The sequence below is a fragment of the Bacillus sp. JNUCC-22 genome (genome assembly GCF_018861275.1).
GTDB classification, from domain to species: domain Bacteria; phylum Bacillota; class Bacilli; order Bacillales; family Bacillaceae; genus Bacillus; species Bacillus velezensis.
Map to the genome: position 1 here is coordinate 3,727,888 of NZ_CP076408.1, position 25,878 is coordinate 3,753,765.

At 44.0% G+C, this 25,878-nt stretch carries 22 protein-coding genes; 1 reads left to right on the forward strand and 21 read right to left on the reverse strand.

Annotation, left to right across the window (positions count from 1 at the left end; all coding sequences use genetic code 11):
- Positions 1 to 22 precede the first annotated feature (22 nt).
- From JNUCC22_RS18300 to JNUCC22_RS18390, 19 genes are all read right to left on the reverse strand, one after another.
- On the reverse strand, positions 23 to 397 hold the full coding sequence (locus JNUCC22_RS18300) for a hypothetical protein (protein WP_072589721.1): 375 nt from the start codon (positions 395 to 397) through the stop codon (positions 23 to 25).
- Positions 378 to 722 (reverse strand): hypothetical protein, encoded by a 345-nt coding sequence (locus JNUCC22_RS18305; RefSeq protein WP_072589722.1) that lies wholly within the window; start codon positions 720 to 722, stop codon positions 378 to 380. The genes JNUCC22_RS18300 and JNUCC22_RS18305 overlap by 20 nt, the downstream gene beginning before the upstream one ends.
- Positions 709 to 1,074, reverse strand: a complete 366-nt coding sequence (locus JNUCC22_RS18310; RefSeq protein WP_072589723.1) for an SMI1/KNR4 family protein — start codon at positions 1,072 to 1,074, stop codon at positions 709 to 711. The genes JNUCC22_RS18305 and JNUCC22_RS18310 overlap by 14 nt, the downstream gene beginning before the upstream one ends.
- Positions 1,075 to 1,124: 50 nt before the next feature.
- A complete protein-coding gene (locus JNUCC22_RS18315; protein ID WP_072589724.1) occupies positions 1,125 to 1,598 on the reverse strand; it encodes a DUF2716 domain-containing protein in 474 nt (157 codons plus the stop codon).
- A gap of 62 nt (positions 1,599 to 1,660) precedes the next feature.
- Complete coding sequence (locus JNUCC22_RS18320) at positions 1,661 to 2,530, reverse strand: hypothetical protein (RefSeq protein WP_072589725.1); 870 nt, start codon at positions 2,528 to 2,530, stop codon at positions 1,661 to 1,663.
- Entirely contained in the window at positions 2,518 to 2,796 is a 279-nt protein-coding gene (locus JNUCC22_RS18325) for a DNA-binding protein (RefSeq protein ID WP_072589726.1), read from the reverse strand. Before JNUCC22_RS18325 ends, JNUCC22_RS18320 begins: the two co-directional genes overlap by 13 nt.
- Positions 2,797 to 2,812: 16 nt before the next feature.
- Positions 2,813 to 3,178 (reverse strand): YxiJ family protein, encoded by a 366-nt coding sequence (locus tag JNUCC22_RS18330; protein ID WP_072589727.1) that lies wholly within the window; start codon positions 3,176 to 3,178, stop codon positions 2,813 to 2,815.
- 1 nt (position 3,179) lies between these two features.
- Positions 3,180 to 4,025, reverse strand: coding sequence for a hypothetical protein (locus JNUCC22_RS18335; protein ID WP_044802381.1), 846 nt, complete (start codon positions 4,023 to 4,025; stop codon positions 3,180 to 3,182).
- 1 nt (position 4,026) lies between these two features.
- Positions 4,027 to 4,632 (reverse strand): hypothetical protein, encoded by a 606-nt coding sequence (locus JNUCC22_RS18340; protein ID WP_044802380.1) that lies wholly within the window; start codon positions 4,630 to 4,632, stop codon positions 4,027 to 4,029.
- Positions 4,614 to 5,123, reverse strand: coding sequence for a YxiF family protein (locus tag JNUCC22_RS18345; protein WP_072589728.1), 510 nt, complete (start codon positions 5,121 to 5,123; stop codon positions 4,614 to 4,616). The genes JNUCC22_RS18340 and JNUCC22_RS18345 overlap by 19 nt, the downstream gene beginning before the upstream one ends.
- Positions 5,124 to 5,168: 45 nt before the next feature.
- A complete protein-coding gene (locus tag JNUCC22_RS18350) occupies positions 5,169 to 5,996 on the reverse strand; it encodes a hypothetical protein (RefSeq protein WP_072589729.1) in 828 nt (275 codons plus the stop codon).
- Positions 5,997 to 6,038: 42 nt separating this feature from the next.
- Entirely contained in the window at positions 6,039 to 6,518 is a 480-nt protein-coding gene (locus tag JNUCC22_RS18355) for a hypothetical protein (protein WP_039063832.1), read from the reverse strand.
- 67 nt (positions 6,519 to 6,585) lie between these two features.
- A complete protein-coding gene (locus JNUCC22_RS18360; RefSeq protein ID WP_015387499.1) occupies positions 6,586 to 6,993 on the reverse strand; it encodes a YxiG family protein in 408 nt (135 codons plus the stop codon).
- A 3-nt stretch (positions 6,994 to 6,996) separates the two neighbouring features.
- Positions 6,997 to 14,028: a DNRLRE domain-containing protein gene (locus JNUCC22_RS18365; protein ID WP_216061981.1), complete on the reverse strand. Its 7,032-nt coding sequence runs from the start codon at positions 14,026 to 14,028 to the stop codon at positions 6,997 to 6,999.
- Between the two features lie 161 nt (positions 14,029 to 14,189).
- On the reverse strand, positions 14,190 to 15,254 hold the full coding sequence (locus JNUCC22_RS18370; RefSeq protein ID WP_007407800.1) for a polysaccharide lyase family 1 protein: 1,065 nt from the start codon (positions 15,252 to 15,254) through the stop codon (positions 14,190 to 14,192).
- A gap of 141 nt (positions 15,255 to 15,395) precedes the next feature.
- Positions 15,396 to 16,307 (reverse strand): DMT family transporter, encoded by a 912-nt coding sequence (locus tag JNUCC22_RS18375; RefSeq protein ID WP_007407801.1) that lies wholly within the window; start codon positions 16,305 to 16,307, stop codon positions 15,396 to 15,398.
- Positions 16,308 to 16,454: 147 nt separating this feature from the next.
- The gene (locus tag JNUCC22_RS18380) at positions 16,455 to 16,901 is read right to left on the reverse strand and encodes a universal stress protein (RefSeq protein ID WP_007407802.1); all 447 of its coding nucleotides are present in this window, start codon (positions 16,899 to 16,901) and stop codon (positions 16,455 to 16,457) included.
- Positions 16,902 to 16,982: 81 nt separating this feature from the next.
- Positions 16,983 to 18,380 carry an aryl-phospho-beta-d-glucosidase gene (locus JNUCC22_RS18385; RefSeq protein ID WP_020958057.1) on the reverse strand — a complete coding sequence of 466 codons (1,398 nt, stop codon included), beginning with the start codon at positions 18,378 to 18,380 and terminating at the stop codon, positions 16,983 to 16,985.
- Positions 18,381 to 18,398: 18 nt separating this feature from the next.
- The gene (locus JNUCC22_RS18390; protein ID WP_216061982.1) at positions 18,399 to 20,234 is read right to left on the reverse strand and encodes a beta-glucoside-specific PTS transporter subunit IIABC; all 1,836 of its coding nucleotides are present in this window, start codon (positions 20,232 to 20,234) and stop codon (positions 18,399 to 18,401) included.
- A 670-nt stretch (positions 20,235 to 20,904) separates the two neighbouring features.
- On the opposite strand from JNUCC22_RS18390, the gene JNUCC22_RS18395 reads away from it, so the two are divergent.
- Entirely contained in the window at positions 20,905 to 24,036 is a 3,132-nt protein-coding gene (locus JNUCC22_RS18395) for a DUF3427 domain-containing protein (protein WP_216061983.1), read from the forward strand.
- On the opposite strand, the gene JNUCC22_RS18400 is transcribed toward JNUCC22_RS18395, so the two are convergent.
- On the reverse strand, positions 24,025 to 24,414 hold the full coding sequence (locus JNUCC22_RS18400) for a (deoxy)nucleoside triphosphate pyrophosphohydrolase (RefSeq protein ID WP_216061984.1): 390 nt from the start codon (positions 24,412 to 24,414) through the stop codon (positions 24,025 to 24,027). The two genes, JNUCC22_RS18395 and JNUCC22_RS18400, sit on opposite strands and share 12 nt — an antisense overlap.
- 210 nt (positions 24,415 to 24,624) lie before the next feature.
- Positions 24,625 to 25,775 (reverse strand): IS3 family transposase gene (locus JNUCC22_RS18405; RefSeq protein WP_216061885.1). Its coding sequence is split into 2 segments (ribosomal slippage): positions 24,625 to 25,502 and positions 25,502 to 25,775, totalling 1,152 coding nucleotides; the frame shifts between segments, so codons are not numbered across the junction.
- Between the last annotated feature and the right edge of the window lie 103 nt (positions 25,776 to 25,878).

Genomic DNA, 25,878 nt, shown 5'->3' on the forward strand with positions numbered 1-25,878 from the left:
TTATACGCGAAATGCCGCCGCTTTACCCTGACGTTTTGCCGGGCCATTCGGGGGACTGCTTTTTCTTCATGTCAAGCACGACCCATTTGGCGCAATAAAAGCTCATGCTTCCTTCCCCGTCATCGACATAGTAGCGGATCGATTCCCAGCCGCCGTCGACCGGGCTGATATCCAGATGGATGTCGGTGATGCTTTCAAGATCATCCAGCCGGGCAGCCCTCACACCTTCAAACCGCAGCACGGCATCATACTGTCCATCAGTCAGCTTCAGCTCAAACACCGGGATTTTATCACAAAACTCGTTATACCTGGTATAGAACGTAAACTCCGTCAATTCAAAACAACCCGGCGAATCCGGCCCCAGCAGAACTGCTTTCTCATGTTTGTGCCACTCCATTTTGTGCCTCCTTACTTAACACCTTCTTCTCTGCTGCTTCATATTGACGGCAGTAAAAGCGGAACGTTTGGTTCTCCCACTCCTCCACGAGAAAATGCTGTCCATCATCGCCGTCAGCAGGATCAATTGTTACAATGCCTGAGCCAGCCGTTTGACTCTCCATTTCTTTTATTTGAACGGAAGAAACGTCTTTGCATGTGAGCCTTACACGAATGAGATGATGTTCATACTCGGAGGAAAGTGCCAACTCAATTGCAGAAATCTCCCCTTCCCGGAGGAGGCGGAATTCTAAAAGCTCCTGAATCAGCCACTTATTCTTTTTCATTTTCTATAAATTCCCCTATAGAAGCGGCATACAACTCAACATCGGCAGTCTCATGATCCCACAGATAAACAGTCTCCTCCATTACGCTGTCCGTCTTTTTCAAGCACAGCTTATCCCCGGTTCCGTTGTCGGCAATTACGATCAAATCGTCGGGCATGCTTTCTTCTCTGCATACACTGTTTTGCCTGATCACATCATCCCAGGTTTTCTGTAAGCGGCTTTGTTCACGGATAGGGAAAAAAATCCACTCTCCGATTTCCGCAGGGTTCTTTTTATGAATCAGCCGTTTATATGCTTTCGGAAAAGTTGCTCCCAAGCTTTTTTCCGCAGCTCTGAACTCTTCTTCTGTCATCCTGTTATTCCTCCTCCCGTAAAAGCATGAGATTCATTCGCAAGCGGTCTTCACTTTTGAAATAAGACAGGAGCGTTTCTTTCTATCGCCCTTATTAGCGGTGAGCCAAAAACCGTAATGGTTTGCTGCCGCGGATCCCCTAGCAGCCCCCACTGGAAGTCCTGATGAATAAAGAAACAATAGTCTCCGTTTGGAATAACGGGGACCAGCCATTCACCGAATTCATCTTTATCAATTGGCGCATGAGGATTAAATAGATAACATTCATGCTGCCAGTCCAGCGCATATATAAACTCTTGCTTTAACGTACAAGATTGAAATGCCTTTAGCAACTGCACCTCTGCATCTTCCAAAAAACTGATATTCCCTTTTTCATCATTGAATTCTTGAGATACATCAAAGATCTGAAACGGTTTTGGAGGTTTTATAGAGGCAAATATACTGCCCGGTTTCCATTTCACTGCGCGATTCACCCTGCGCCACAAGCGCTCTGTCTCCTCTTCACTCAAACAGTGCCAATTCATGTATTACTCCTCCCGCAGCTTCAAACGTTTCACCTCTGCCCGTCCCTTTTCAAAAGCTGCCGTCAGCTTAGTAAGTAAAGCCGGTTGCTCTCATCAACCCCCGCAGCTTTATCTTGATATGCAGCCACTTGTGTAAAACGGAGAGGTTTTCTTGAGACTTTATCAGTGAGCTGATATTCCCCAGCCTGTTTCGCCATGTTATGAAATTTTACTGCCTTGTCAATTCGGCACGAAGCTTCATTCCGAATCAAAAAGTAATATGATGAACCAATCTTGAATTGTGCACTAAAGTCAAAGTCTGCCTTATGAAAGCTTAACGTTTCGCCTTGCAAATCGACCTTCCGGATATAATCTTCACCAAGCGTACAGTAATGAAGATAAAGAGCATCCTTTTCTGCATACGCCCCATAAAAATGATCAATAAGGTGCGGAGACGTACAGAAAGAATCACAACGAGATTTCCAAATTCCGTCTACAAAAGGAAAGAGGGTCACGCCTTTTGAACTGATATCGTCGTCCAGACAAGAAAATATTCCCGATTCATCGTAACCCAGCCACAAATTACTCGCAGAATCGACTGTCATTGACCGGATGTAACGGCCCCCGTAAAACGAATGGTAAAATCCTTTAATCGGGTGCCATACATAAATATTCGGTGCTTCATAAACCATCCCATCCTCATAGTCCTTATGGATAAGAAACAAAAATAAATCTCTTGATTTTTGAACACCGATGATTTTCTTAGATGTTTCAATTTGATAGCGATGACGTAAGTGTCCATCCCTGTTCCGGAATATGAAAATGCGGTTGATATATTCATCTTGCCGCTTTTCCTGAGCCAGTACGATGAGCTCCGTTGCATTCATGGACAGGATGATTGGGCCGCTTGAGTTGATTTTTGTATGAATTCTTGTAAAGACTAATTCCGACATGAACGCACCCTTTCTTCATGCATTTTCATATATTTCTGCATCCAATCTCTTAATTCTTCTAACGTATGCAGATACGAATCAGGCGAATCTTTCAGATCAAACCCGCTCAAATATACGAGCATCTCCCAAACGGTTTCGTCCTCAACCGCCGGATCATCTGCAGCCACGTACTCGCACGCCCAATCCGACACTTCTTCTCTCGCCGCTTGACCGTTCAGGATCAGACCAGCCTTCTTCAGACATTCTGCTCTTGTAGGTTCTGTCACGTCAGAATCCTGCCTTTCATTTCTTGTTTAAAATGCTGACTAACAGCCTCCGGGCCCGTTCGTGCCGCCCGATTTCCCGGCTGAGCTCCGGATAATCCGTTAAAGCATTTTTCAGCTGCGCATATTGAGGATACAGCTCAAAAAAGGATTTATATAAGGCTTTACGCTGCCTCGCAGGCATTTGTTTATTCGCCAAAACAAAATCTAAGCCGCCGCAGATAAGCGCGAAGTATTCATAAAAATCCCCAGAGCAGGCGACCCCCTCAAAGTCTTCTTCGAATCTCCCTGTATCTGAAGGCAGCGGCCCCTCTAAATCTTTTTTGTATAATTTCAGGTTTCGGATGACGTCATCATTTAAAGAATATCTGTTGGATTTCATCATCTCATTTTGACGCTTTCCAATTACTGATATCCCGCTTATAAATCCCCGAATTCGAGACCGCGTAAATGGCATTGCCAGTCAGCTTCAGCTGATGCCCGGAAAGCTCATCACCATCCGCATCACAGCACGTTATCTCTTGCACCGGCAGACTGACATCAGCCGGAATGAGGGACAGTGAATGATCATCTTTGCATATCCAAAACCCGTCACCTGAAATCGCAAGCTGATCGTAAACCCCTGAACATGCTTTATCAGAAATAATCCACACTCGTTTCACGTCGGTTTCATCAAACGCAGCAATGACTGTATATGAATAATACAGCATGTAGATCAGTCCATTTTTTTCTGCAAGTGCATAGCAGTCATCTGCCGCGGGCGCATACATTTCTGAAAGCTGCTGATCAATGTGAGTTTTCTTTAGCTGCCCGTCTAAAGTGAAGCACAGCACACTGTGCCCTTCAGGATTTTCATCACTATAAATACCTTCATCACTTAAACCGATCCACAGGTTTTGTTTTTCATCCAAAAGACTGCATGAAACCCCTGAAGGCAGAGAAAATGCACTTTGTTCAGTTCCTTCTGCTGAAAATACTTTCACTTTATACTCATGCGATTCAAAGAAAATCAACAGATACCAGTCAGCCGAACTCTGTTGGAACAGCATAATATCCTCATACGGGATTTGTTCATCGATATGAAGCACTCGGGTAGCGCCGGATTCGTCGATGATCGTAAACGAAAGCCCGTCATTCTGATGCTGACCAAGATACTGACGTCCGCAGTTGTCAAAGTGACAAAAACATCCTTTTACTGATTCATCGTGTATCTTGTTCATTTTTATTTTCATGTCATTGCCCCTTGTATTTATAATGCGTGGTGAGCTTTTTTTGAAATTCATCCGGAACAGTCTGATCCGGGAATACAACTGATATCCAGTCTAAAACATGATCATCTAACAGCCTCCATGATTCTAACGTTTTTCCCGCAATCTCCTGATCAATGCCTAAAATACAAATTTCAAATTCTCTCTCTCCGTAAATCGCCCACTTTAAAGTCGGTGAAGCCCATACGACGCGGGATGCAATATTCATTATGCTGTCATTTTTACTGTACTTTGGATAATCAGTTAAGATTGAAAGATATTCATCTTTGGTTATATATAAAGGAATCTTTAACCAGTTAAAATAACCGAATTCCTCGTAAAACCGATTCATATCATCCAGTTGTGCCAGAACAGCCATTAAGATAAAATCATCGTGATGATGATGCGCCAAACTTTTGAGCATCTCCCAGCCTTCTTCAGACAAGACCCAGTGGAATTCTTCGAATAGATAATAATGTTTTCGTTGTTTAAATACTTGTTCGGGCAACGTTTTGTTTTCATGAAATAAGGAATATATTTGGGATTGAAAAACCGCCGATTCCTTTGTGTTTTTTATAAAAAAGGGATGCATTTTGAACCTCTTTTCAGCGGTTTATACACAAGCTCACAGCCGTATTCTGTGTGAAATAAACAGATAGCAAATGAGAAGGACGGCTCAACTAAAATAAAGCTGTTAGAAAGCAGCCGGCCTTCAAAATCTATAAAATCCATGAGACAGTGCAGATGACATGCACAATCCTTCAGCGCACATTTGATAGCGCCGACTTCATCACTATACGGATGAAACAGATAAACAATATCATTCATCCGTTCAACCCCCGTGTCCGCAATGTTTTCTAAAATAAGCGATATAGCTGTCTCCCTGTCGCTTATATCAACTTCACGCACTGCACTTGGGAAAGAATTCGATAATATAGTCTCAAATATCTGCCTGCTTTGTTCTGCCTCAGCTAATTGATAAACAAACCCTGATTCTTCACAAGATCTTAACGAGGCACGCACCTGTTTCATTAAAAAATGCCTTTTGTTTTCCTCAAGCTTGTCAATTAACTTTTCTCTCATCACTGAGCACTTCCTTACAGGATACTTTCATTTTGCACAGAAGTATCAATACTTTACCAGATATAAATCGTTATCACTAAAGATAAAAATGCGGTCCTGGACGGCTCTGTACGTTGTTTCTCCTTTTCTATCAATACCGTGTATCATGACGTCAGTCTCTGATAAGCCTTTGTGCTCTTCATGAAATGTAAATAGGGTATCCTCGTGACTCTGAATCAGCAGCACCCTTTTTTTCGAAACGGATAGCTGATCACAATAGGAGTATTGATCGCCGTCCAGCACATATTCTGCAACAGTACGAATTCTATCCCGTCCAATCTGATAATGCCCGATGACACAGCAATCCTCTCCCTCGAAACATACATACAAATCAGATTTGATCGATTGTACGGCATAGCATTCATGCATCATTTCTTTAAAATCGTCTTCAAAATAAAACGTTCTGTCTTCTGCATGAAAAGCAAATATCGCTTTTCCTTGAGGATTTCTCTCATCATACATACCCTCGTCTGTTAATCCGATCCATAATAATCCATCCTCACCCAGATGAAATACATTGGCGCTTAATAGAAAAGAACAAATCGGATTGATTTTATTACTGTTTACGCAGTATGCGGCCAATTGACACGTATGATTTTCCAGGTAAACGATCACGATAGTGTCATCATACGAATCAACCAGATAGAAATGGGTATCTTCAGAAAATCCGTGTAACTCTTTTTTGATTAAAAGAGAGCTGCCTTTCATAACCTCCAATATTACTTTGTGATCATGCACCGACACAATAAACACTTGATCATCCCGACCCGCATTGAAATAGATGATGTGCTCTCTTTTATATGACCCAACCCGCTCCGCGGTAAGTTCTAACATCAGCAACACTCCGTTGATTAGGAATCTGGAATTTATATCAAATTAATCAATGATATATAAATCTGCTGCATCGTATTCAAACCAAATGATTTTTTCATTATACTCAGTGTTTACATCAACTTTTTTAGTGTTCAGATTCATATAGGACTTATTGTTGGAAGGGTTTGCTATTATAACAACAAAATCATTGATCGATGCTAAAAAATATAATTCATCCAATAAGTGATCTGCCATCAATTCTTCTTTGGTTAGGACACATTCAATATGAATTAACTTTTTCGATACAGTATTCATATTTATCATTTTCTTTTCAACCTTCTTCTTCCATTCTTCAATAAAAGAAGGTGATGCCATTACTTCTATCAGAACTGTTTCGAATTCTAAGTCATTCATTAATTGAGAAAAAGTATCTTTACTCACTAGATCACATGAATAAATCGAATTGTATTTAAGCGGATTAATCACATTCAGATTCCCTATAGCCCTCAATGATTCTTTTTGTAAATTTAAAGGAGTGTTCATGTTTACCTCCGCAAACGATTTCGTTATGTAAGAAAAGAGAGGCTGGGAACCTCTCTTATTTGTTTATTTATGATTTCGAATGATACGCATAAAATGATTGATCATCAAAGCGAACTGTTTCAGCTTCTATAGCAATCAGCATTCTGTTCATGTCAATGAGAAAATTAGCATTTGATTGATACTCAGGAATTACAGCATTTGATAGATTTCCGATTCCTTCCGGGTGGTAACTCATCTCAAATACTTGCCAATTGTATTCTTCAGGATCTATTTTTTCTAATCTCATATCACCAATATCTGCACTAAAATAAACAGATGCTACATTTTGAAAAAGAATGTTATGCGTATATTCGGCTTTATTTTCAACGACCTGAATCTTAAGTGAAAGTTCTTTTTTAAACACTTGAAAATCAAAATGAAGGACAGCGCACCCCCCATCTATGTAATCTACCCATTCATTTATTGTTTTGTACATCGTTTATCTCCCCTTACGTAATCTTTTATTGATATTTCTATATGAATGCCATCTTAATTTAATATGAGTCTCAGCTTGTTTATTTGAATAGTGTCCCTTTGCGTTCATGGCCCCTTTTTTATGATGACTCATTCGATAATAAGGTCTTTTCCTTTGTCCTGAATTCCTTCCCATTAATCTTACTGTATGTTTTTTAGTAGTAACTACCCAACCTTTTTTATTTCTAGCTCTTTTAATTACACCTTTGTTTGCTTTTGCAACTTTTCTAGCGTTCCAATACGTTTTAGATAATTTTCCAGCCTTATATAGAGTACGTCCTACTCGTAGATAGTTTCCTCCGATTGCTCCGCCAGCAGCACCTAAGGCTACAGATCCAACTAACCTCCAACCTCTTGCCCCCTTTGCTTTTGCTGCTTTATAAGATGAAATTCCGCCAATTAAAGCTCCTGCTACCATCCACACCCAATGCCCATCCGGATCGACGTTCATCACTGGGTTGTTGTTTCCATAAGTATACCCATTCTGATCCAGTGAATCGCCGTCGCTGCCCGGGTCTGGGTCGAGTGATAGGAATACGCCGTTTCTTGGTTCGTAGTAGCGGGCCATGAGATAGTATAGACCGGTTTCTTCATCGTACTGGTAGCCTGCGTAGCGGTAGCGGTTGTCTTTTACTTCGTCGCTCGCTTCGGTTTTTGTCGGATTTCCCCATGCATCGTATTGATATTTGGCAACGGTTTTTCCGGTGCTGTCTGAGATGGCGATGACGTCGCCGTGTGCGTTGTAGTGATAGAAATATTTCTTGCCGTTCTTTGTATAGGATAACAGCTGGCCGCTGTCACCGTACGTGTATGATTTAGTGACGTTGTTGTCGGCGTCTGTTTCATACAGGACATTCAAGCTGTCTCCGTCGTAGAAGTAGTTCGTGACGTTTCCGTTGACGGTTTTTTGGATTCTGTTTCCTTTTTCATCGTATTTGTATGTTGCGAACGGCTTGTCTTCGCCTTTTTTCGTGACGGCGGTCAGGTTGTCTTCCGCGTCCCACGTATATGTGTATTTGCCGTCGGATGTGCGGTTGCCGTTTTTATCGTAGGACAGGTCTTCGTCATTCACCTTCGTCAGCTGGTTCATGATGTTGAAGGATGCGTTGACTGATTTGCTTGCGCCGTCCTTTGTGGTGGTAACATTTGTCCGGTTGCCGAAGCCGTCGTACGTATATTGAATGACGGTGCCGTCTTCATGAGTTTCTTTGACGAGCTGGTTGAGCTTGCCGTATTCGTACTGCACCTTTCCGCCCGCTGAGCTGTCGATGATCGTGCGGTTGCCGTTGGCGTCGTATTCATAGCTTTCCCGGAAGATGCTGCCGCCGTTTTTCGCTCCGATATGAAGAGAGCTGACAAGATTCCGCTCATCATATGAGAAGCTCGTGCCGACTTCATTTCCGCTGATGAATGTCTGGACATTGCCGTTTTCATCATAATCAAATGTATAGGCTGAAGTGCCGTCTTTCATTTCAATCATTTGATCAAGTTTGTTGTACGTAAAGCTGTTTGTTCCTTTTTGGCCGCCGTGGCTCCATGAGAAAGTTTTCAGCTTATCCGAATCAGCCGGATACGTCCAGCTTTGGCTGCCGCCGCGGTCGGTTAATTCGGTCAGGCGGTTTTTGTTGTCAAAGGTGCGTTTTTTCGTTGTATTTTGTTCTTTGTTTGTGACCGATGTTTCATTGCCGTTTTTGTCATAGGTAAAGTTGTATTTTTCAGTGCCGTTATACGCTTTTGACTTAACCCGGTCGGTGCCGTCATAGGTCAGCGACACTTCATTGCCGTTGGCGGAAACGGTTTTCGTCAAGTTGCTGTTGGCGTCATATTCACTCTTCAGTACATTGCCGAGCGGGTCGGTTGTTTTGACGAGCTTGCCCATGACGTCATATTCATATTGATAGGTCTGGTCTGCGCTGGCCCGAATCGTTTTTGTCAGCTCATTTCCTTCCTTGTCATAGCTGTGAAGGATGGATGTGCCGTTTGACAAGGTCAGCTTTGTCAGCTGGTCGGCCTGATCGTATTCGTAGGCGGTTGTTTCGCCTTTCGCGTCGGTTTCAGACATTTTCTTTCCAGTCTCGTCATATGAAGCAGTGCTTGCATACCCTAGTTCGTCTTCTTCTTTTGTGACGTAGTTTCCTTTTTCGTCATAGGTGTTTTTCGTCAGGATGCTTCCTTCGATTAAACGGATATCATCAAACCACGCCGTTCCTGTGGCGCTTTTTTGGAACAGAATGCTGATTTCGATTTTATTGATCGGCTTTGTTTTCGGAATGACTGCCGCCGCCCGGTTCCATTCCTGTGTCCCCTGCGGGAATTTGGCGGTGTATACGCCCGTCGTGCCGTCCGCATAAGTGACGTCAGCCTGAAGAGCGTAATCATTGTCGTTCGTTAATTTTACGCCGTCAGCCTTGGACATCCCTGTCAGCGTGATATATACCGGCTTATCGTCCGCGCTTTGGCCTAGCGTAACGGTTTGTTTTGCGGCCGCATTGGCTTGTGATGCATTTGTGCGGGACGCTTTTAATGAGCTGTCATCATCGAAGCCTTCATCAAGGTCAGCGGCGGCTCCGCTTGTGCTCCAGCCATCTGTTTTGGCCGTGAAACTGCTGTTTTGCACCGGGTTATAGCTTGAAGAGACTTCGCCTTTTTCCAGCTGAACCTGATCAAACCACGCTTTTCCTTTGCCGTCCTTGTCGTTATGATCCACTTCCATATAGACGATGGCTTTTCCTGCATTGGCCGGTGTTGTAAAGGTGATCTGCCGTTTCGTCCAGTCATTCTTTCCGGCTAATGCGCCTGATTCATTGTGAATCCATTGAATGCGTTTTTGGTCTTTGTCACGCAGATCAATGTTGAAATACGCTCTTGCCTTCGTCAGATCCGTTTTGATCTGGCCGCTGAGTGTATACGTCGTATTCGGCTCTAGCTGCACTTCCTGCGTTGCGGACGCATGGCCGTGCTCTGTTCCGGCAGTAGAGGATTGTGAGGTGACCTCCAATGCTTTTTGTCCGGACAGCGCGCCGCTTCTTCCTTTGACAGACGCGATGCTTCCGCTGTCTCTCGTAGCGGTGAGATTCCAGCCCAGCTTTGTTTCTTCAAAGCTGCCGTCTTTCAGCAGACTTGCCGAAGCTGCCAGCTCTTTGCTTGATTGAATGAGATTTCCGTACTTGTCATACACGGCGGCGGATGAGGATTTTCCGCTTTGATCCGTCTCAGAAACGGCATCAAGTCCGTCGTACGCAATATCAGTGATGTTCCCCTCGGTGTCCTTCATTTTCGTTACGTCATTGTTTTTGTTGTACTGATACGTTTCGGTGCCGTAGTTGTCTTTTACGGCTGTGACGTTGCCGTCTTTATCATATTGATAGCTTTCTGTCGCTTTGCCCGCATCCGCGTCGTTCGGATCGGTGTCCTGAATGACGTTGTTGCCTTCGTATACAGTGTTGGTCGTGATTTTCAGCCCTTCGGCATCATCGATCATCTGAATCGGGTTGCCCGCCTCATTATAGCCGTACTGCACTTTGCGGCCGTTCGGCTGCGTCATGAGCAGCGTTTTTTTGCCCGCGTCGTAGCTGTAGTCGTACGTTTCTTTTTTCACATTGACGGCTTTGGCCAGACGGTGGCCGCTGTATTGGTATTCAGTGAACAGCGGTTTGTCATCCGTGCTGTTTGCGGAATACTGCTTGACGAGGCGCCCTTCGGCATCATAGTCGTAGCTTGTGACGCTGCCGTCAGTATCCGTCACCTTTTTGAGAAGGTCTTTGTCATATGAATATGAAATCTTTTTGTTTTTCGGCCCTGTAAGAGATGTGACATGGCCGTTTTCATCATAGGTAAATGTCAGCTTGCGCCCTGATGCGTCTGTTATGGCGGTCAGCTGATTGCTGTCGTTATATTCGTATACGGTTGTATTGTTGTGTCCGTCAACGATTTTTTGGAGCTTGCCGCCTTTTTTGCTGAAATAAGCGTTCGTCTGATCTTTTGTTTTTAATACAAATTGGTCGCTTGTTTCCGTCAGTTCGAGATAAACGCCCGTCGGCGGCTGATACGTGCCGTCAGATTTTTTCGTGAAGACATGTGTTGTCGCGTCCTCATCAATATAAACGGCTCTGCCGTCTTCAGAAAGGATCGACGTTTCCGCATCGGCATACCAGCCTTGGCCGAACATATGGTCAGAGCTGTCAAGGCTGTTGAATGTCCGGGAGAGCCCGAGCCCCGGCCCGCGTCCGTCGATTGACATATCTTCCTCATTGACGATGACATTTCCCGTCGCGCCGTTCAGCTGTCCGTCCGGAATGTCGATAATAGACCAGAATTCTTCCGTTCCGAGGAATTCCGCCCCTTCATGGAAAACAGGGTTAAAAGGTGCCGTCGGTATGCTGTCACCGTTTGCGTCATAGGCGGTCAGCGTGAAGGAGTAGTTCTTCTTCCCTTTGTAATTGCCGTTTGCGTTTTCGTAAACAGGTGAAGGGTCAAGCGCCAGTTCGCCGCCCTTTCCGTCTGTGTGAAGCTGGAATCTTCCCGCTTTCACTTCTTCGGCTGAAGGCCAGATGCGTTTGTTTTGGGTCGTCCAATGATCGGTATCCCCGACATCGAATGATTGATAGTCTTTTCCGTTGTAGATGTTGATTTTGTAGCCTTTGGCGTTTTTGACTTTATCCCATATGAGATTGACATAACCCGTTTGGCTCGATTTCGTGTTCGTATAGACATAGCCTGTCAGGTTTTTCGGCTTTGCGATATCAGGCAGCGCCGGACTCGCTTCCGGTGAGGCGATCGCTTCTCCGTCTTTGTTATAAGCAATGACTTTAAATCCGTAAGTTTTCCGATTTGCATCTCCGCCGGCGTTTTTATAAACGGGGCCCGGGTTGATCGGCAATTCCGCGCCTTTTTTGTCTTTCAGGTGAAGCGCATATTTTCCGGCGCTGATTTCCGCCTTTGTCGGCCAGATGTTTTGATCTTTTGTGGACCAGGATGTTTTATTTCCGAGGTCAAGCGTTTCAAAGCCTTTGCCGTTAAAGACTTGCATTTTATACCCGGCTGCGCCTGATACAGCTTTCCAGGAAAGATCAAACCAGCCTGTGGCGTTGTTGTTATTAAAGCCTTTCGTGCTCGGTTTCTGAACTCTTCCGATATTCGGAATGACGGGCTTGGCGGCCGCAGACATGGCGCCTTCTCCCTGGTCAAACACCGCGCTGACCGCGACCCAGTAATTTTTACTTGCCGGATAGCTGCCGCCGGCGTTTTTATAGACCGGCGAAGGATTAAGCGCTAATTCACTTCCGCCTTTTCCGTCTGTATGCAGCTTATATTTGCCGGAGTCGATTTCCGCTTTTGTCGGCCAGATGTTTTTTCCTTTTGTGCTCCAAGAGGTTGCATTGCCGACCGGAATGGCCTGGTATTCTTTCCCGTTATAGAGCCAGACTTTATAGCTTTTGGCGCCTTCAGCTTTTTTCCAGCTGATATTGAAAAATCCTGTCGAATCTCCGTTATGATACGCTTTGACAGACGGCGTGTCCGCCTTCGGAATCGTGTATGTCACTTCAATGTATGGTTTTTTAGCAGAGTTTGCTGATGACATCAGCTTCTTCCAATATTCTTTTCCGTTGCCGTTTGCGTGAAGCTTAAAGCCGTAATTGGCGCCGCCGCTGTTCCACGACTTGACTGCGGAGGTGACATCGAAGCTTGCCCATTGGCCTTTATAGACCTCGGCTTTGCCGATGTTTTTGGAGCCCGGCTTGTTCTTCCACGTAATCTTGGCATTATCGTAATTGCTGTTAACGGTGTCGAGCCAAAGCCCCGTCGCTTTTGATCCGTAATAGGAGTGGGCTGTGTACGCTTTGAGCGTCGCTTTCGTCACCGTCATGTTTTTGATCGGCTTTAGATTATCAAACTTCATAAAAGCGTAGTTCGTTCCGGTTGTGCCGTCATAATATCCAGTTTTCAGCACGTACGCTTTCAATCCGGCATCCCATTTCTGCGATGCGGCAGAGTAGTTTGTCGTCGGGTACGCGCTCATGACAAAGGTATCGGATGACACAGATACTGATGTTGAAGGGTCAATAGATACCGGATAAACCCGCTTGGGATCTTTCAGCCATTTTTCATCGGCCGTTACATGGAGCAAGTAGCCTTCGCTGTTTTTTTCAAGCTTGAAGCTGACATCTTCTGACCTGTTGACTTCACCTGACTTTTCGTCGAGATCTGAGTCGGTCATAAAGGGCTTCGGCACGGTGTAGACGACATTGTCTTTATCATCAGAAAACGCGATCGAGCCGTCTTCCTGTTCTTTAGCCTGAAGGTCGGTTTTGATTTGAAAGGTGAAGGAATTGTAGCCTTCATATTTATGAAGCACAAGGTCTTCTTTTATGTTTTCGTTAAATGTGTAGGTTTGTAAATCAATAGCAGGAAACACTTGCTGATACGTAAGCTCGTTGCTGTCTCCCTTGACTTTTGCTGAGGCATCTGTCGGAGTGATTGCAGCCTGATCGGGGCCTTTTGCGCCGGTTAATGAGTATGTGAGCTTATGATCATCGTGTTCAAATGTAGCGTATAATCCGTTTTTCATTTGCTTCAGAAAATCGGAATTCAGCACTGTATTTTCCGTCCCGACTTCCTTTGAGCCGGTTTTCAATTCAGGAGAAACGTCTTCCCAGTCCGCATTGGCGGTTTCTTTCGTATGAATGGGGTCTGTGTAGATTTCCTGTTTGTACACACCCTCGCCTTCATAGTAAAGCTTTGAATTCTCAGTTCTTTCAGACGTGATCTCACCGTCTTGATTGATATCTTTTTGATCAAGAGGCATCTGCTCAGATGCTCTTTCCGCCGGAAGATCTTTTTCCGGGTCTGCGGCCGGAATGGCGGCGGTTTTCGCTTGATCTTGTTTTTCACGCGTTTCTGCCGCAAACACATCGGCAGGCGCAATGGAAATCATCAGCGTTGCCGCAAGAGTGCCGGCCAGCCACTTTTTCCACTTGTTCTTTTTTCCTATTTTCATAGGTTCTCCTCCTTCTTTTGTAATATAGGCTTAACAATAGTAATATTATTGAAATTGTTTATCAATATTTTCCTAGGTATTTAAGGTTATTTTAAGGATTATAGGTATTTTGAACCTTTTATTCATATAAAAAAACCGCCGGCTGCCGGCGGTTTTTCGTATTATGGATAGCGGAGATTTGTATTTTGCGCTCCCGCGTAGGATTGGGCGAAGTTTTTGGCGTCCTGGGCTGAAAGGGTGCCGTAGCTGTAATTTGATCTCGGATTCCAGCCGGTGCGCGGTGATTTCGGGGCTTTGAGCGACGGGAATGAACCGATGTCGGTGAATTGGGCCGTCCCGTAGTCGTCTATCATTCCGCCTTTTTCATTTCCGTTACCGAAATAGTTGGCTTCTGAGAAGACAGTCGCGTTTGTATGAATGGTGAATCCTAAATTAAAATTGGTCACATAGTTGTTTTTTGCGTGAAAATAGCCGTATCTCATCAGGCCCGGTGAACGCACATAGACGTTATTAAAATAGTTGTTGGTGATCGTCATATGCGGATAGCCGATATAATTGCGTCCTTCGTTATCATCATTCGGATAACCGAGAATCAGGCCGTACAGATGGTCTGTGAATTTAGAGTTAGACAGCGTCACAAAATCCGCTTTGGCGCCGACATACAGAAGCTTTCCCAAATCACTGTGGCTGTTCGGATTGTAGCTGTGTCCTTCAAACCAGACGTGGTCAATCCAGTAATTCTGTCCGTTCGCTATGTACATCGGAATGTCGTTGTTGCCTGTAATGGCGGCACTATGGCTGATAATGAGATTTTTGAAAATCACATTGTTTGAGCCGGAGCCGGTGGTCAGATAGATGTTGGTCAGCCTGTGGCTGGTATAAGAGCCGACGATGGTTTTATTGGCGCCGACTGTCACGACGGCTTTACCCGGGGAAGAAATATCACTTGTGATGACGATGGTTTTGCGGTCCGTTCCGCCCGCATTGTTTTTCAAATCATTGAGATTGCTGACGTAGACGACGGGGCCGCCCTGGCCTCCCGATACGGCGGATTTTGCTTTACCGTTATGATCCTTCGCATTGCCCGCGAATCCGGTAAGTCCCTGCATCACATCCGGATAAGCCGCTGCCGCTTCTGCCTGCTTTGATGCGGAACATACGATGGCCAGACAAAGCGCAAATCCGAATGCAGCCAAGAAAGCGAGATGACGCGTCTTTTTTATCATGCCCTTCACTCCTTTAATTTCTTAAATTGTAAACACAAGAAGTATTATACAATTACTATCCTCTTTTTCCATGATCTGTTTGTCTGCTTTTTCGTTATGGCTAAAAAGCCCCAAAACAAAAAAAGCAGCCGGTACGGCCGCCTATATACGGGTGCTGTCTGCCTGAGCTTCCGAAGGCACGGCTTTTTGCTTTCGAATCAGGGACAGCGCCATTCCCGCAAAAATCAACACTATCCCCAAAGATTGATAAAGGTCGGGGCGAAATCCCGTAAATACGGTGTCGAGCACAATCGCCACCGCCGGATCAAGAAATACGATGATTGAAATAAACCGGGTGGATAAAAACCGCAAGCTGTCAAAAAAGAGCAAATACACAATTCCCGTATGAATGATACCGGTCGACACAATCATGATCCAGTTCACATGCGACAAATCAGAAAAAGCGCCGAAACGGACGAACGGAAGAAGAATGATAACGCCCAATCCGGTCTGCAAACAGGTGACGGCGTATGGGCTGAGGCTGTTGATGCCTTTCCCGGCCAGTGTCGTAAAAGCATAAAAAAGGGCGGCCAGCACGGCCCAAATAATACCCGATCCCATCAGCTGAGAAAATGATGTACTTCCGTTGATGCCGGAAATCAGGGCGGTGCCCAGAAAACAAATCACGATGGAACTGACGGACACAATATGCAGTTTCTCCCGGTATATAAGGCTCCCTAGAAGAAGGACGAGAACCGGAGCCAAATGATAAACGGAAATCGCTATCGTCACTGATGTCTCCTCAAATGATTTAAATAAAAACACCCAGTTCAGCACGAGAAAAAATCCGCAGGCCAGTGTCTGCAGCACCTCCCGCCGGTTCCATTGTTCGGTGCGGTACCGTCCGGAACCAAACCAGCAGACGCCCAGAAACAATGAGGCGCACAGACATCTCACAAAGACCAGTTCAATTGAAGGCACATTCGTATGTTCTGAGAAAAAGCCGATTGATCCGAAAATGACCATGGAAATGACCATTTTGATGACGGCATTTGATGTTTGTTCAGCTTGCATTGATTTGCTTCCCCCATATCATTGACTGTTTATTCAGACAAATACTAACAGCCATTTTACTTGATTCAGAGGAAGATTTCACCCTATTTTTCGAAAGCCGGCGGTCTTTTCTCATGAAAAAAGCCCCGCATCAGCAGGGCCTTCTGTTTAATGAACGATCAGTACAGGACAAGGAGACAATTGTGAGACCTTATGGCTCACGCTTCCGAGCATCATTTCTTTAAATCCGCTGATTCCGCGGCTTCCGACGACAATCAGATTGAAATGCTGTTCTTTCGCTATGTTTAAAATTTGATGCGCAGGTTCGCCTTGGACGTACAGGCTTTCCGCGTTTACTCCGCTTTCTGCCGCTTTCTGCTTGGCATCTTCCAGAATGGCTGCTCCTTTTTGCTCGACTTCATGTTTGATGTCTTCAATGAAGTTTTCCGGAACATAGACAATCCCGGTTAAAGCTGATGTGGAGACAACGGCTTCACGTCCCGCATAGAGAATGGTGAGTTCAGCCTGCTGTTCTTTCGCCAGATGGATGGCTGCGTCCAGGGCTTTATTGCTCATGTCTGAACCGTCTACTGCTGCAAGAATTTTTTTAAACATATGAATCCCGCCTTTCTGCTTTTATTGTCCTCCTCTCTTTGCTGAATGTCAATTTTGCCGGCTTTCTCCGGAACATTGCGCTTACAGACTTTCTCCGTTTGTGGCGATGACGTCTTTAAACCAATAAAAACTTTTCTTTTTCTTTCTTTCAAACGTGCCTTTTCCGTCATTGCCGCGGTCGACATAGATATAGCCGTAGCGTTTTTTCATTTCTGCCGTTGAGGCGCTGACGAGGTCAATCGGCCCCCACGACGTGTAGCCGATCAGGTCGACGCCGTCTTCAATCGCCTCTCTTGCCTCTATTAAATGATCACGCAGATAATTGATGCGGTAGTCATCCTGAATGGTTCCGTCCTCCTCCGGCTGATCAACCGCGCCGAGTCCGTTTTCGACGATGAAGAGCGGTTTCTGATAACGGTCGTACAGCGTGTTTAAGGTGATGCGCAAGCCCTTCGGATCAATCTGCCAGCCCCATTCGGAAGATTTCAGGTACGGGTTTTTCACGCCGCCGAGAAGATTTCCCTTAGATTGCGCCAGATCCTCAGGCGCCGTGCTGGCCGTCATCGACATGTAGTAGCTGAAGCCGATGTAATCCACCGTATGTTCTTTCAGGAGCGCCTCGTCTCCTTCCTTCATCTCGATCGTAATTCCGTTTTCTTTAAAGAAGCGTTTCATATAGCCCGGATAGCTGCCCCTCGCCTGTACATCAGAAAAGAACAGCGTGCTCCGCTCTTTTTGCAAAGCCGCATATACATCCTCCGGCTTCGGCGTCATCGGATACGTCGTCGTCGCGGCGATCATGCAGCCGATCTGTGAATCCGGAATGATCTCATGACCGGCTTTTACCGCCAGCGCGCTCGCCACAAATTGATGGTGGGCCGCTTGGTACATCGTGTTTTGTTTATTTTCGCCTTCCCGGAATATAAGGCCGCCGCCTGTAAACGGAGCGTGAAGAACGACGTTGATCTCATTGAAGGTCATCCAATATTTCACCTTGTCTTTATAACGGGTGAAAACCGTGCGGGCGTACCGCTCATAGAAATCGACCGTTTGGCGGTTTCTCCAGCCGCCGTAGTTTTTCACAAGACCGAGCGGCATCTCATAGTGAGAAATCGTGACAACCGGTTCGATCTGATGTTTTCTCAATTCGTCAAACAAACGGTCGTAAAATTGCAGCCCTTCTTCATTCGGTTCTGTTTCATCGCCGTTCGGAAAGATTCTCGTCCACGCAATGGAGGTGCGGAACGCTTTAAAGCCCATCTCCGCAAACAGGGCGATATCCTCTTGATAGCGGTGATAAAAATCAATCGCGTCGTGATACAAATTCAGCGCATCGTCCGTCTCATGAAACGGAGACATAATGCCGTCCGGGGAGACATCCGCCGTAGAAAGTCCTTTGCCTCCTTCTTTATAAGCTCCTTCAATCTGATTGGCAGCCGTTGCGCCGCCCCATAAAAAACCTTCCGGAAATCTCTTCATGTTTTCTCCACCTCTTTTTCAGGATAACGCCAGAAGCGCTTCGTTCGGTTTGACCATTCCGCTTTTTTTCACGTCTGTAAATGAATATTGATCCGTATTCGTAATGATGACCGGCGTGATCACGTCAAAACCGGCAGCCTTTATCTCGTCGATATCAAAAGTAATCAGCAGATCTCCCGGCGCGACAGTATCGCCTTCTTTGACGTGCATCTCAAAATGCCTGCCATCCAGCCGGACGGTATCAAGCCCGATATGAATGAGAACCTCGGCTCCCCGGGTGCTCGTAATGCCGATGGCGTGCTTTGTTTTAAATACGGCTGTCACCCTCCCTTCTACGGGAGAAACCGCTGCGCCCTCTTCAGGCAGAATCGCAAAACCTTTTCCCATCATTCCACCGGAAAAGACGCTGTCGTTCACTTCGCTTAATGCTTTCACTTCGCCTTTAATCGGGCTGTGAATGATTTCTCCGCCTGCCGTCACACCCGGCGTTTCAGATGCTTTGTCCCGTTCAGACTGTACATCCTCAAACCCGATCAGAAGTGCCGCCGCCATACCCGCCGCAAACGAGATAAAAAGCCCGATCAGCGCGTAAAGAAACGTCGGCCCGATAAAGACCGGAATGCTCGGCAGACCGGCGTTTCCGCCCACAATGTAAGAAGCGACGCCCGTTATACCGTAAAAAGCTCCGCCTGCCGCGCCGCCGATTAAAGCAGCCGCGAACGGTTTTTTCAATCTCATGTTGACGCCGTACATCGCGGGTTCGGTAATGCCCATCAATGCCGTAATGCCCGTCGTAAATGCCAGCGATTTGAAGGTTTTGTTTTTTGATTTTAAGAAAACCGCAAATGACGCGCCGGCCTGCCCCATATTCGCCAAAAACATCGCAGGCAGAATGTAATCATGTCCGTTTTGGGCGATGTTATTGATCATGATCGGCACAAGCGCATAATGCATGCCGGTCATAATGATAAGAGAAAATGTGCCGGCAAGCAGAATCATCGCGGCAATGCCCGCATGATTGAACAAATCATTGACGCCGACAGACAGATAATTCCCGAGAATCGCGCCGAGCGGGCCGACTGTGATCAGGGTGACAGGCACGACGATCACGAGCGTAAGCATCGGAACGGCAATCAATTTCAAAGATGAAGGAGTGATTCGGTCAATTCCTTTCTCTACATAGGACATCAGCCATATCGCCAGCAAAATCGGGATGACTGTCGATGAATACGTGGCAGCGGTTACAGGAAGACCGATAAAGGAGATACTTTTCCCTGCTCCAAGCAAGGCCGTCAAATCCGGATGCAGAATCGCACCCGCCACAGCGGCTGCCACGTACGGATTACATCTGAATTTTCTCGCCGCGCTTACCGCAAGCAAAAGCGGCAGAAAATAAAACGCACCGTCACCGACAGCCGTGAGAATGCTGTGAGTCTCGCTCTTCTCCGACATCCAGCCGAATGTCACCGCTAGCGCGACAAGCCCTTTTATCATGCCGGCTCCGGCAATGGCCGGCAGAATCGGTGTAAACACGCCGGAAATCACATCAAACACGGCGCTCAGCACATTTTTCTTCTGCTTTGAAGTTTTGTTTGCGCTTTCATCACTGAGCCCGCTGCTTTCCATCAAAGCCTGATACACCTTCGGCACATGATTGCCGATAATGATCTGAAATTGCCCGCCGCTAATATTTGTCCCCATCACGCCTTCCGTCTGTTCCAGCCCGCTCCGATCTGCTTTCGCATTGTCATATAGATTAAAACGAAGCCGCGTCATGCAATGGATGACACTCTGAACATTCTCCTCCCCGCCGACAAGTTGTAAAATCTCTTTTGATATTTTATGATAGTCCATGAGTATACCTCCTTAAAAATGGGGAACCGCCGGACGAAAGGTGCCCGCCTTTCTCCGGCTTTTTTTGTTATGAAATCAGCATCACCTCCGAAAAAAGGGTATAAAAAAAACCCAAACTGCACAGAACACGGGGGTCTCCCCCTGTCTGACGCAATTTAGGTTTTGCCTGCGGTTTGCAGTAACAATCCTTGGTGAATGATATTGGGTTGATATGTATACTTTAGCACTGGATTTATTGGGTGTCAACGCTTACATTTTTAAAAATATACTAGTCAAATATATAAAGGCATTAAAATATTGTTCCCATCTACTATATTAACTAAAAGAACCCTCATGTTAAGTACCTCTGATAAAGTAGCTTTAAGTTAAATTGCGCCCTAATTCCTCTTCTCTACTTTAATTTCACACTTCTCTAGTTTGTCCACAACGGTTAAAGTAGTACCTACTTCCAGTTGATAAGAGCAAATACTAGATCATGCAGTCAATTCAAGCCCATTACCTCAACAGTAACCCCATTTTCAATGTAAGAATACTCCATACTCCACCAAACTACCTCAGCGTTATTTTTTAAACGCTTAATAAATAGGACTTTATTCTCTTCTTTTTTAGTATTACCTATTGGTAAGAGTAGTGATAAAATGGAATTATTGATATAAAAAAGGAGATTATGATGAGAAATCATAGAGGCTTCCATGAGGAAATTCAGCAACAACAAAAACTTTATCCAACATCACATCGCATTCAACCGGTTGGCCCTAAAGAATATGCAGAGGTTTTGACTTTACATACGGCAAAACAACTGAGCGAGACATTTCAAACACTTGTGGATCAAGATCAATATGAACAAGCGATTCAGCTGAGCGAGAAAGTTGCCTCTCAGCTTGGACAACATACGAATTTTTCATTACCACTTTCCACAGTGCTTTATAGTTTAAACGAAATGGAACTTCCTATTTCAGAGGAATTCTCTCTACATCGTCTGAAACTGCTAGGAAATCATCAAACTCATGATAACTTTTTCAAAGCATTAAAACACGAGATGTTAACGGCGGATCGGGTAGACTTTATGGTTAGTTTTACAAGGTGGTCTGGTGTTCAGCTTTTGATCCCTCCGCTTCAGGAGCTTGCTAAAAGACATGTCCCTGTACGCATCATTACATCTACCTATATGGGTATTACAGAACCGAAAGCGTTAAGACATCTTCTTCAATTTGAAAATGTTGAGTTGAAAATTGTAAATGAATATAAAAAATCTTTCCATACGAAAGCATACTTATTTGAACGCTGTTCTGGACAGCATAGTGTCATTGTAGGATCTTCAAATCTATCACAAGCTGCACTTACGACCGGGTATGAGTTAAATGTTAGACTACCTGAAACCAGATATCTCCCCGTTTATCAACAAACAAAAGATTTGTTTGACACTGTTTGGAATGAAAAGACACAGCCTGTTGACGAACAATTTTTACAAGCCTATGAGGAATTCCAAGCAGGAAGCCAAAAGGTAAGTGCTTCCTTTGCTGCTCAAAACTCTCTTTACAAAACGAAAATGTCCCCGAATGCCATGCAAAAGGAAGCGTTACGAAACCTTAAAAAAACAAGAAACGAAGGGGAGACAAAAGCAGTCATCATCGCCGCCACTGGAACCGGAAAAACATTTTTAGCAGCATTTGATTTTGAGCAATTTAAACCAAATAAATATCTTTTTCTTGCCCACCGGGAAGAGTTACTTACAAAAGCAATCGAAACATTCCAGAAAGTCACCAATAATCATGAAGATTTTGGTTTATTGACTGGAACGAAAAAAGAAAGAGATAAGCGTTTTTTATTTAGCACTGTACAAACGCTACATAAAAAAGAAACATTGGAATCCTTTTCAACAGATGAATTTGACTACATTGTGATTGATGAATTCCATCATGCAGAAGCATCTACCTATCAAGCTGTATTAAACTACTTTACACCAAAGTTTTTATTAGGTTTAACTGCAACACCAGAGCGTCTTGACGGTAAAGATGTGCTTCAGATTTGTGATCATAATGTTGTTTACGAAATTAGACTCCGCGATGCTCTAAAGGCAGAGCTACTTGCACCATTTCACTATTTTGGAATTTCAGATCATACTGTAGATTATGAAAAAGTAAAAGTGAAAAATGGACTGTACGAAGAGAAATCGCTAGTAGATCATTTAAAAACTCATAAACGAGTAGAATATATCATCAAGATGATCAACATGTATGGATTCCACGGCGAGAAAATGGTTGGCTTAGGTTTCTGTACAAACGTCGAACACGCAATATACATGAGTGATGAATTTAATAAATTGGGATTTTATACAACTTACTTAACAGGAAAGGATTCTCCTGCAAAAAGACAAGAGGTCATTCGTCATTTGGAGGACCCGCACCACAGTTTAGAACTTATATTTACAGTAGATATTTTCAACGAAGGAATAGATATTCCAAAACTCAATCTACTATTGTTCCTTAGACCAACAGAATCACCAACGATTTTCATTCAGCAATTAGGACGGGGACTTAGAAAAACTGACGACAAAGAGTTTGTAACGATACTGGATTTTATCGGAAACTATCAAAAGTCATTCGTTATTCCACTCGCACTATCTGGACAAACAAGCCAAAAATCGTTTGATAAAGATTCCCTCCGAGTGGCCGTGACGCATGAGTTTTCAGATTTACCTGGGGGATCTTATGTTGACCTTTCAGCCGTAACGAAGAAAGAAATTTTAAATAAGATCGATCATATTAAACTAAATTCAGATGCCATGCTGAAAACGTTATACAAGCAATTTAAACAAGAGCTAGGACGCTCTCCAGAATTAATTGATTTTCTATACTCTGAACAGGCACCTGGGCTTACCTTTTTTATAAAGAAATACAAATCGTGGGTACAGACCAAAAAGAAAATGGACGATTTGAATGTTACAGATGAAGGAATTCTCAATAACCCCTTGGTTGTAGGGATAGTAGCAAAATTAGAACAGCAATTACCTATTAAATGGCCTTATGAATGGTTAATTTTACAGAGCGGTTTTCACAAAAATATCATCACAATAGAAGATGTAAAAGAATCGTTAGAAAAACAGTTTCATATTCAAATCACAACAGATACACATGATGACCTCATTCAGCGAGCAATGGAGCGTTTAACGAAATCAGATCAAAAACAGAATTGGCGCTTTGGTACATTACAAGGTGATACATTCAAGTTAGATCCAGAAGTGAGCGAGATATTAAACGATCCATTATTCGGACCGTATATTAAGGAGCGCGTCCACTATGGACTAATTGAATTTAGACGTATGAACAATATAGAAGCCCTTGCTTCAAAAGAGATTAAGCTAACATTGTATCAGACCTATACAAGAAATGAGCTCATTTATCTTTTTCAGTCAACTGATCAGGAAGGGACTTGGCGAGAGGGTGTACGTAGAGTTAAAAATCACTATTTAATCTTTATCAATTTGAATAAGTCAGAAAAAGTAGAAGATCATTTGCTATATAAAGATTATTTTATTGATCCTAGCCATTTTCACTGGCAAAGTCAAAATCAAACCTCACATACATCAAGCGTAGGACAAAACTTTATTCACCATAAGGAAAAAGGATACCATATTCATTTATTTGTGAGGAAATTCACTGAAATGCACAACATCACTTTACCATTTATTTATGTAGGAGAAGCGGATTATGTATCAAGCCACGGAGACAAGCCAATGAATGTCAAATGGAAGCTCCATCAGCCTGTCCCAGAAAACTTGTATGTGGATTTAACGAATTAAAGCAGATACGGTCGGAAGATCAGCGGGTGCCCACTCTAGTGATTCTAGCTCACGTATAGGCACCCATCTGAATTCCGCATGCTCTTTTGTTACCGGCTTCCCTGATACAATCTTCGCTTTTATTGAAATTAAATTGACGATGACCTTCTCATATTCATGATGAATATCGGCTATCACATCGCCCGCAACAATTTTACAGTCAAGTTCTTCTTCAATTTCTCTTACAAGTGCTTCCCGAGCATTCTCTCCTTCTTCAAGCTTTCCACCAGGAAACTCCCACAGATTAGGAAGAGACATTGTTGGAGAACGTAGAGCACATAGAATTTCATTGTTTTCATTTTGTATAACTGCGGCGGCTACTTTTATTGTTTTTTTCAAAATTAAACTTCCTTTCGTTTTTTCTTAGGTATGTATTCATATTTTTGTTTTCAATTTTATACTATTCACTACAAATGATAGAGGTTGAGTCCATCATAATTCAATTAGTTTATTAAAAGCAATAGAAGGTCATTCTCCTAATTAGCAATAAAAAAGCACCCTCCAAACTGGGACTGCCCCCCGTTTTTGAGACAGGGGTCAAAACACCTTTTAAACAGCCAATTGCCGATAGTTTATCGGTGATTGGTTGTTTAGTTTGGTTTGAATACGAATATTGTTATAATAATGAATGTATTCTATGACAGTGCGTTCTACGATGGCAGTCGTAGTTCGATCAATGCTGTTAAGATAGAACGTTTCAGACTTTAGCGAGGAATGAAACGATTCGATGGAGGCATTATCAGCGGGCGTCCCTTTGCGGGACATGCTCATGGTAATGCCTTTTGTTTTAACAGCTTTTTGATACTCGTAAGATGTATACACAGAACCCTGGTCACTATGTAACACGCAGTTCTCAGGCAGCATTGGTAGCTGATCAAGTGTGTCTAAGACAAAGGCTGTGTCCTGCTTATCCCCAATAGTAAAAGCAATCACTTCTCCATTGTATAAATCTAATATACTGGAAAGGTACAATTGTTTCTGTCCATAAGGCAAATATGTGATGTCCGTTACTAGTTTTTCAAGAGGACGATCAGACTGAAAGTTCCGATCCAATATATTATCGACCACGGCATATGGCTGCCCATCCTTCTTGCGCTTTTTCACCTTAACCCGACACTGCCATTGATTTTTCTGCATAATACGTTGAACCGTTTTATGGTTAATACACATTCTCTTTTTTAGTATGGCTGTGATTTTTCGATATCCATATCGATACTTGTGCTCTCGGCACAACGTGCCGATTTGTTTTTCCAAATGGCGCTTGGGATGATCCTTCATCAGATTCTTCTTCCAACGATAATAAGACGCTCGAGAGATACCTAAATGAATACAGATATCCTGTACGGTCATTGTGCTGTGCAATATTTCTACAAGTTCGACTGACGTTTCGCTATCAACTTCCTTTCCAATTCGTTGTACTTTTTTAAAACTTCATTCTGTTGTCTCAGGTAACGAATCTCTGCCTGCAGTTTCTCTAAATCGGAAGAATACTCCGGACCTTTTCCGTAAGTGTATTGCTTTCCAACAGGCTGTTCGAATCGATGTGTATCACCAGCCTTATACCATCTAACCCATGTCTGAACCTGTGTCTTATTCTTAATATTCAACTCCTGCATGATCTCTTTCATAGGTACGCCTGCCAATCTCATTTTTACAGCCTTCTGTTTCGCTTCAACCGGATAACTCACTCTTGTCCCCATAGAAAAAACACCTCCAAGTCTAATTTCGGATAACAATCATCCGTATTCAAACTTGAAGGTGTTTTTATTTGTCTCATCTTATGGGGTCAGTCCCAACTGGAGT

Bases quoted from the DNA above. Each gene is read 5' to 3' on its own strand.
- JNUCC22_RS18370 (WP_007407800.1), bottom strand. From the start codon at position 15,254: ATGATAAAAAAGACGCGTCATCTCGCTTTCTTGGCTGCATTCGGATTT.
- JNUCC22_RS18340 (WP_044802380.1), bottom strand. From the start codon at position 4,632: ATGCATCCCTTTTTTATAAAAAACACAAAGGAATCGGCGGTTTTTCAA.
- JNUCC22_RS18335 (WP_044802381.1), bottom strand. From the start codon at position 4,025: ATGAAAATAAAAATGAACAAGATACACGATGAATCAGTAAAAGGATGT.
- JNUCC22_RS18395 (WP_216061983.1), top strand. From the start codon at position 20,905: ATGAGAAATCATAGAGGCTTCCATGAGGAAATTCAGCAACAACAAAAA.
- JNUCC22_RS18390 (WP_216061982.1), bottom strand. From the start codon at position 20,234: ATGGACTATCATAAAATATCAAAAGAGATTTTACAACTTGTCGGCGGG.
- JNUCC22_RS18375 (WP_007407801.1), bottom strand. From the start codon at position 16,307: ATGCAAGCTGAACAAACATCAAATGCCGTCATCAAAATGGTCATTTCC.
- JNUCC22_RS18365 (WP_216061981.1), bottom strand. From the start codon at position 14,028: ATGAAAATAGGAAAAAAGAACAAGTGGAAAAAGTGGCTGGCCGGCACT.
- JNUCC22_RS18350 (WP_072589729.1), bottom strand. From the start codon at position 5,996: ATGTTAGAACTTACCGCGGAGCGGGTTGGGTCATATAAAAGAGAGCAC.
- JNUCC22_RS18345 (WP_072589728.1), bottom strand. From the start codon at position 5,123: ATGAGAGAAAAGTTAATTGACAAGCTTGAGGAAAACAAAAGGCATTTT.
- JNUCC22_RS18360 (WP_015387499.1), bottom strand. From the start codon at position 6,993: ATGTACAAAACAATAAATGAATGGGTAGATTACATAGATGGGGGGTGC.
- JNUCC22_RS18380 (WP_007407802.1), bottom strand. From the start codon at position 16,901: ATGTTTAAAAAAATTCTTGCAGCAGTAGACGGTTCAGACATGAGCAAT.
- JNUCC22_RS18355 (WP_039063832.1), bottom strand. From the start codon at position 6,518: ATGAACACTCCTTTAAATTTACAAAAAGAATCATTGAGGGCTATAGGG.
- JNUCC22_RS18315 (WP_072589724.1), bottom strand. From the start codon at position 1,598: ATGAATTGGCACTGTTTGAGTGAAGAGGAGACAGAGCGCTTGTGGCGC.
- JNUCC22_RS18320 (WP_072589725.1), bottom strand. From the start codon at position 2,530: ATGTCGGAATTAGTCTTTACAAGAATTCATACAAAAATCAACTCAAGC.
- JNUCC22_RS18310 (WP_072589723.1), bottom strand. From the start codon at position 1,074: ATGACAGAAGAAGAGTTCAGAGCTGCGGAAAAAAGCTTGGGAGCAACT.
- JNUCC22_RS18305 (WP_072589722.1), bottom strand. From the start codon at position 722: ATGAAAAAGAATAAGTGGCTGATTCAGGAGCTTTTAGAATTCCGCCTC.
- JNUCC22_RS18300 (WP_072589721.1), bottom strand. From the start codon at position 397: ATGGAGTGGCACAAACATGAGAAAGCAGTTCTGCTGGGGCCGGATTCG.
- JNUCC22_RS18385 (WP_020958057.1), bottom strand. From the start codon at position 18,380: ATGAAGAGATTTCCGGAAGGTTTTTTATGGGGCGGCGCAACGGCTGCC.
- JNUCC22_RS18330 (WP_072589727.1), bottom strand. From the start codon at position 3,178: ATGATGAAATCCAACAGATATTCTTTAAATGATGACGTCATCCGAAAC.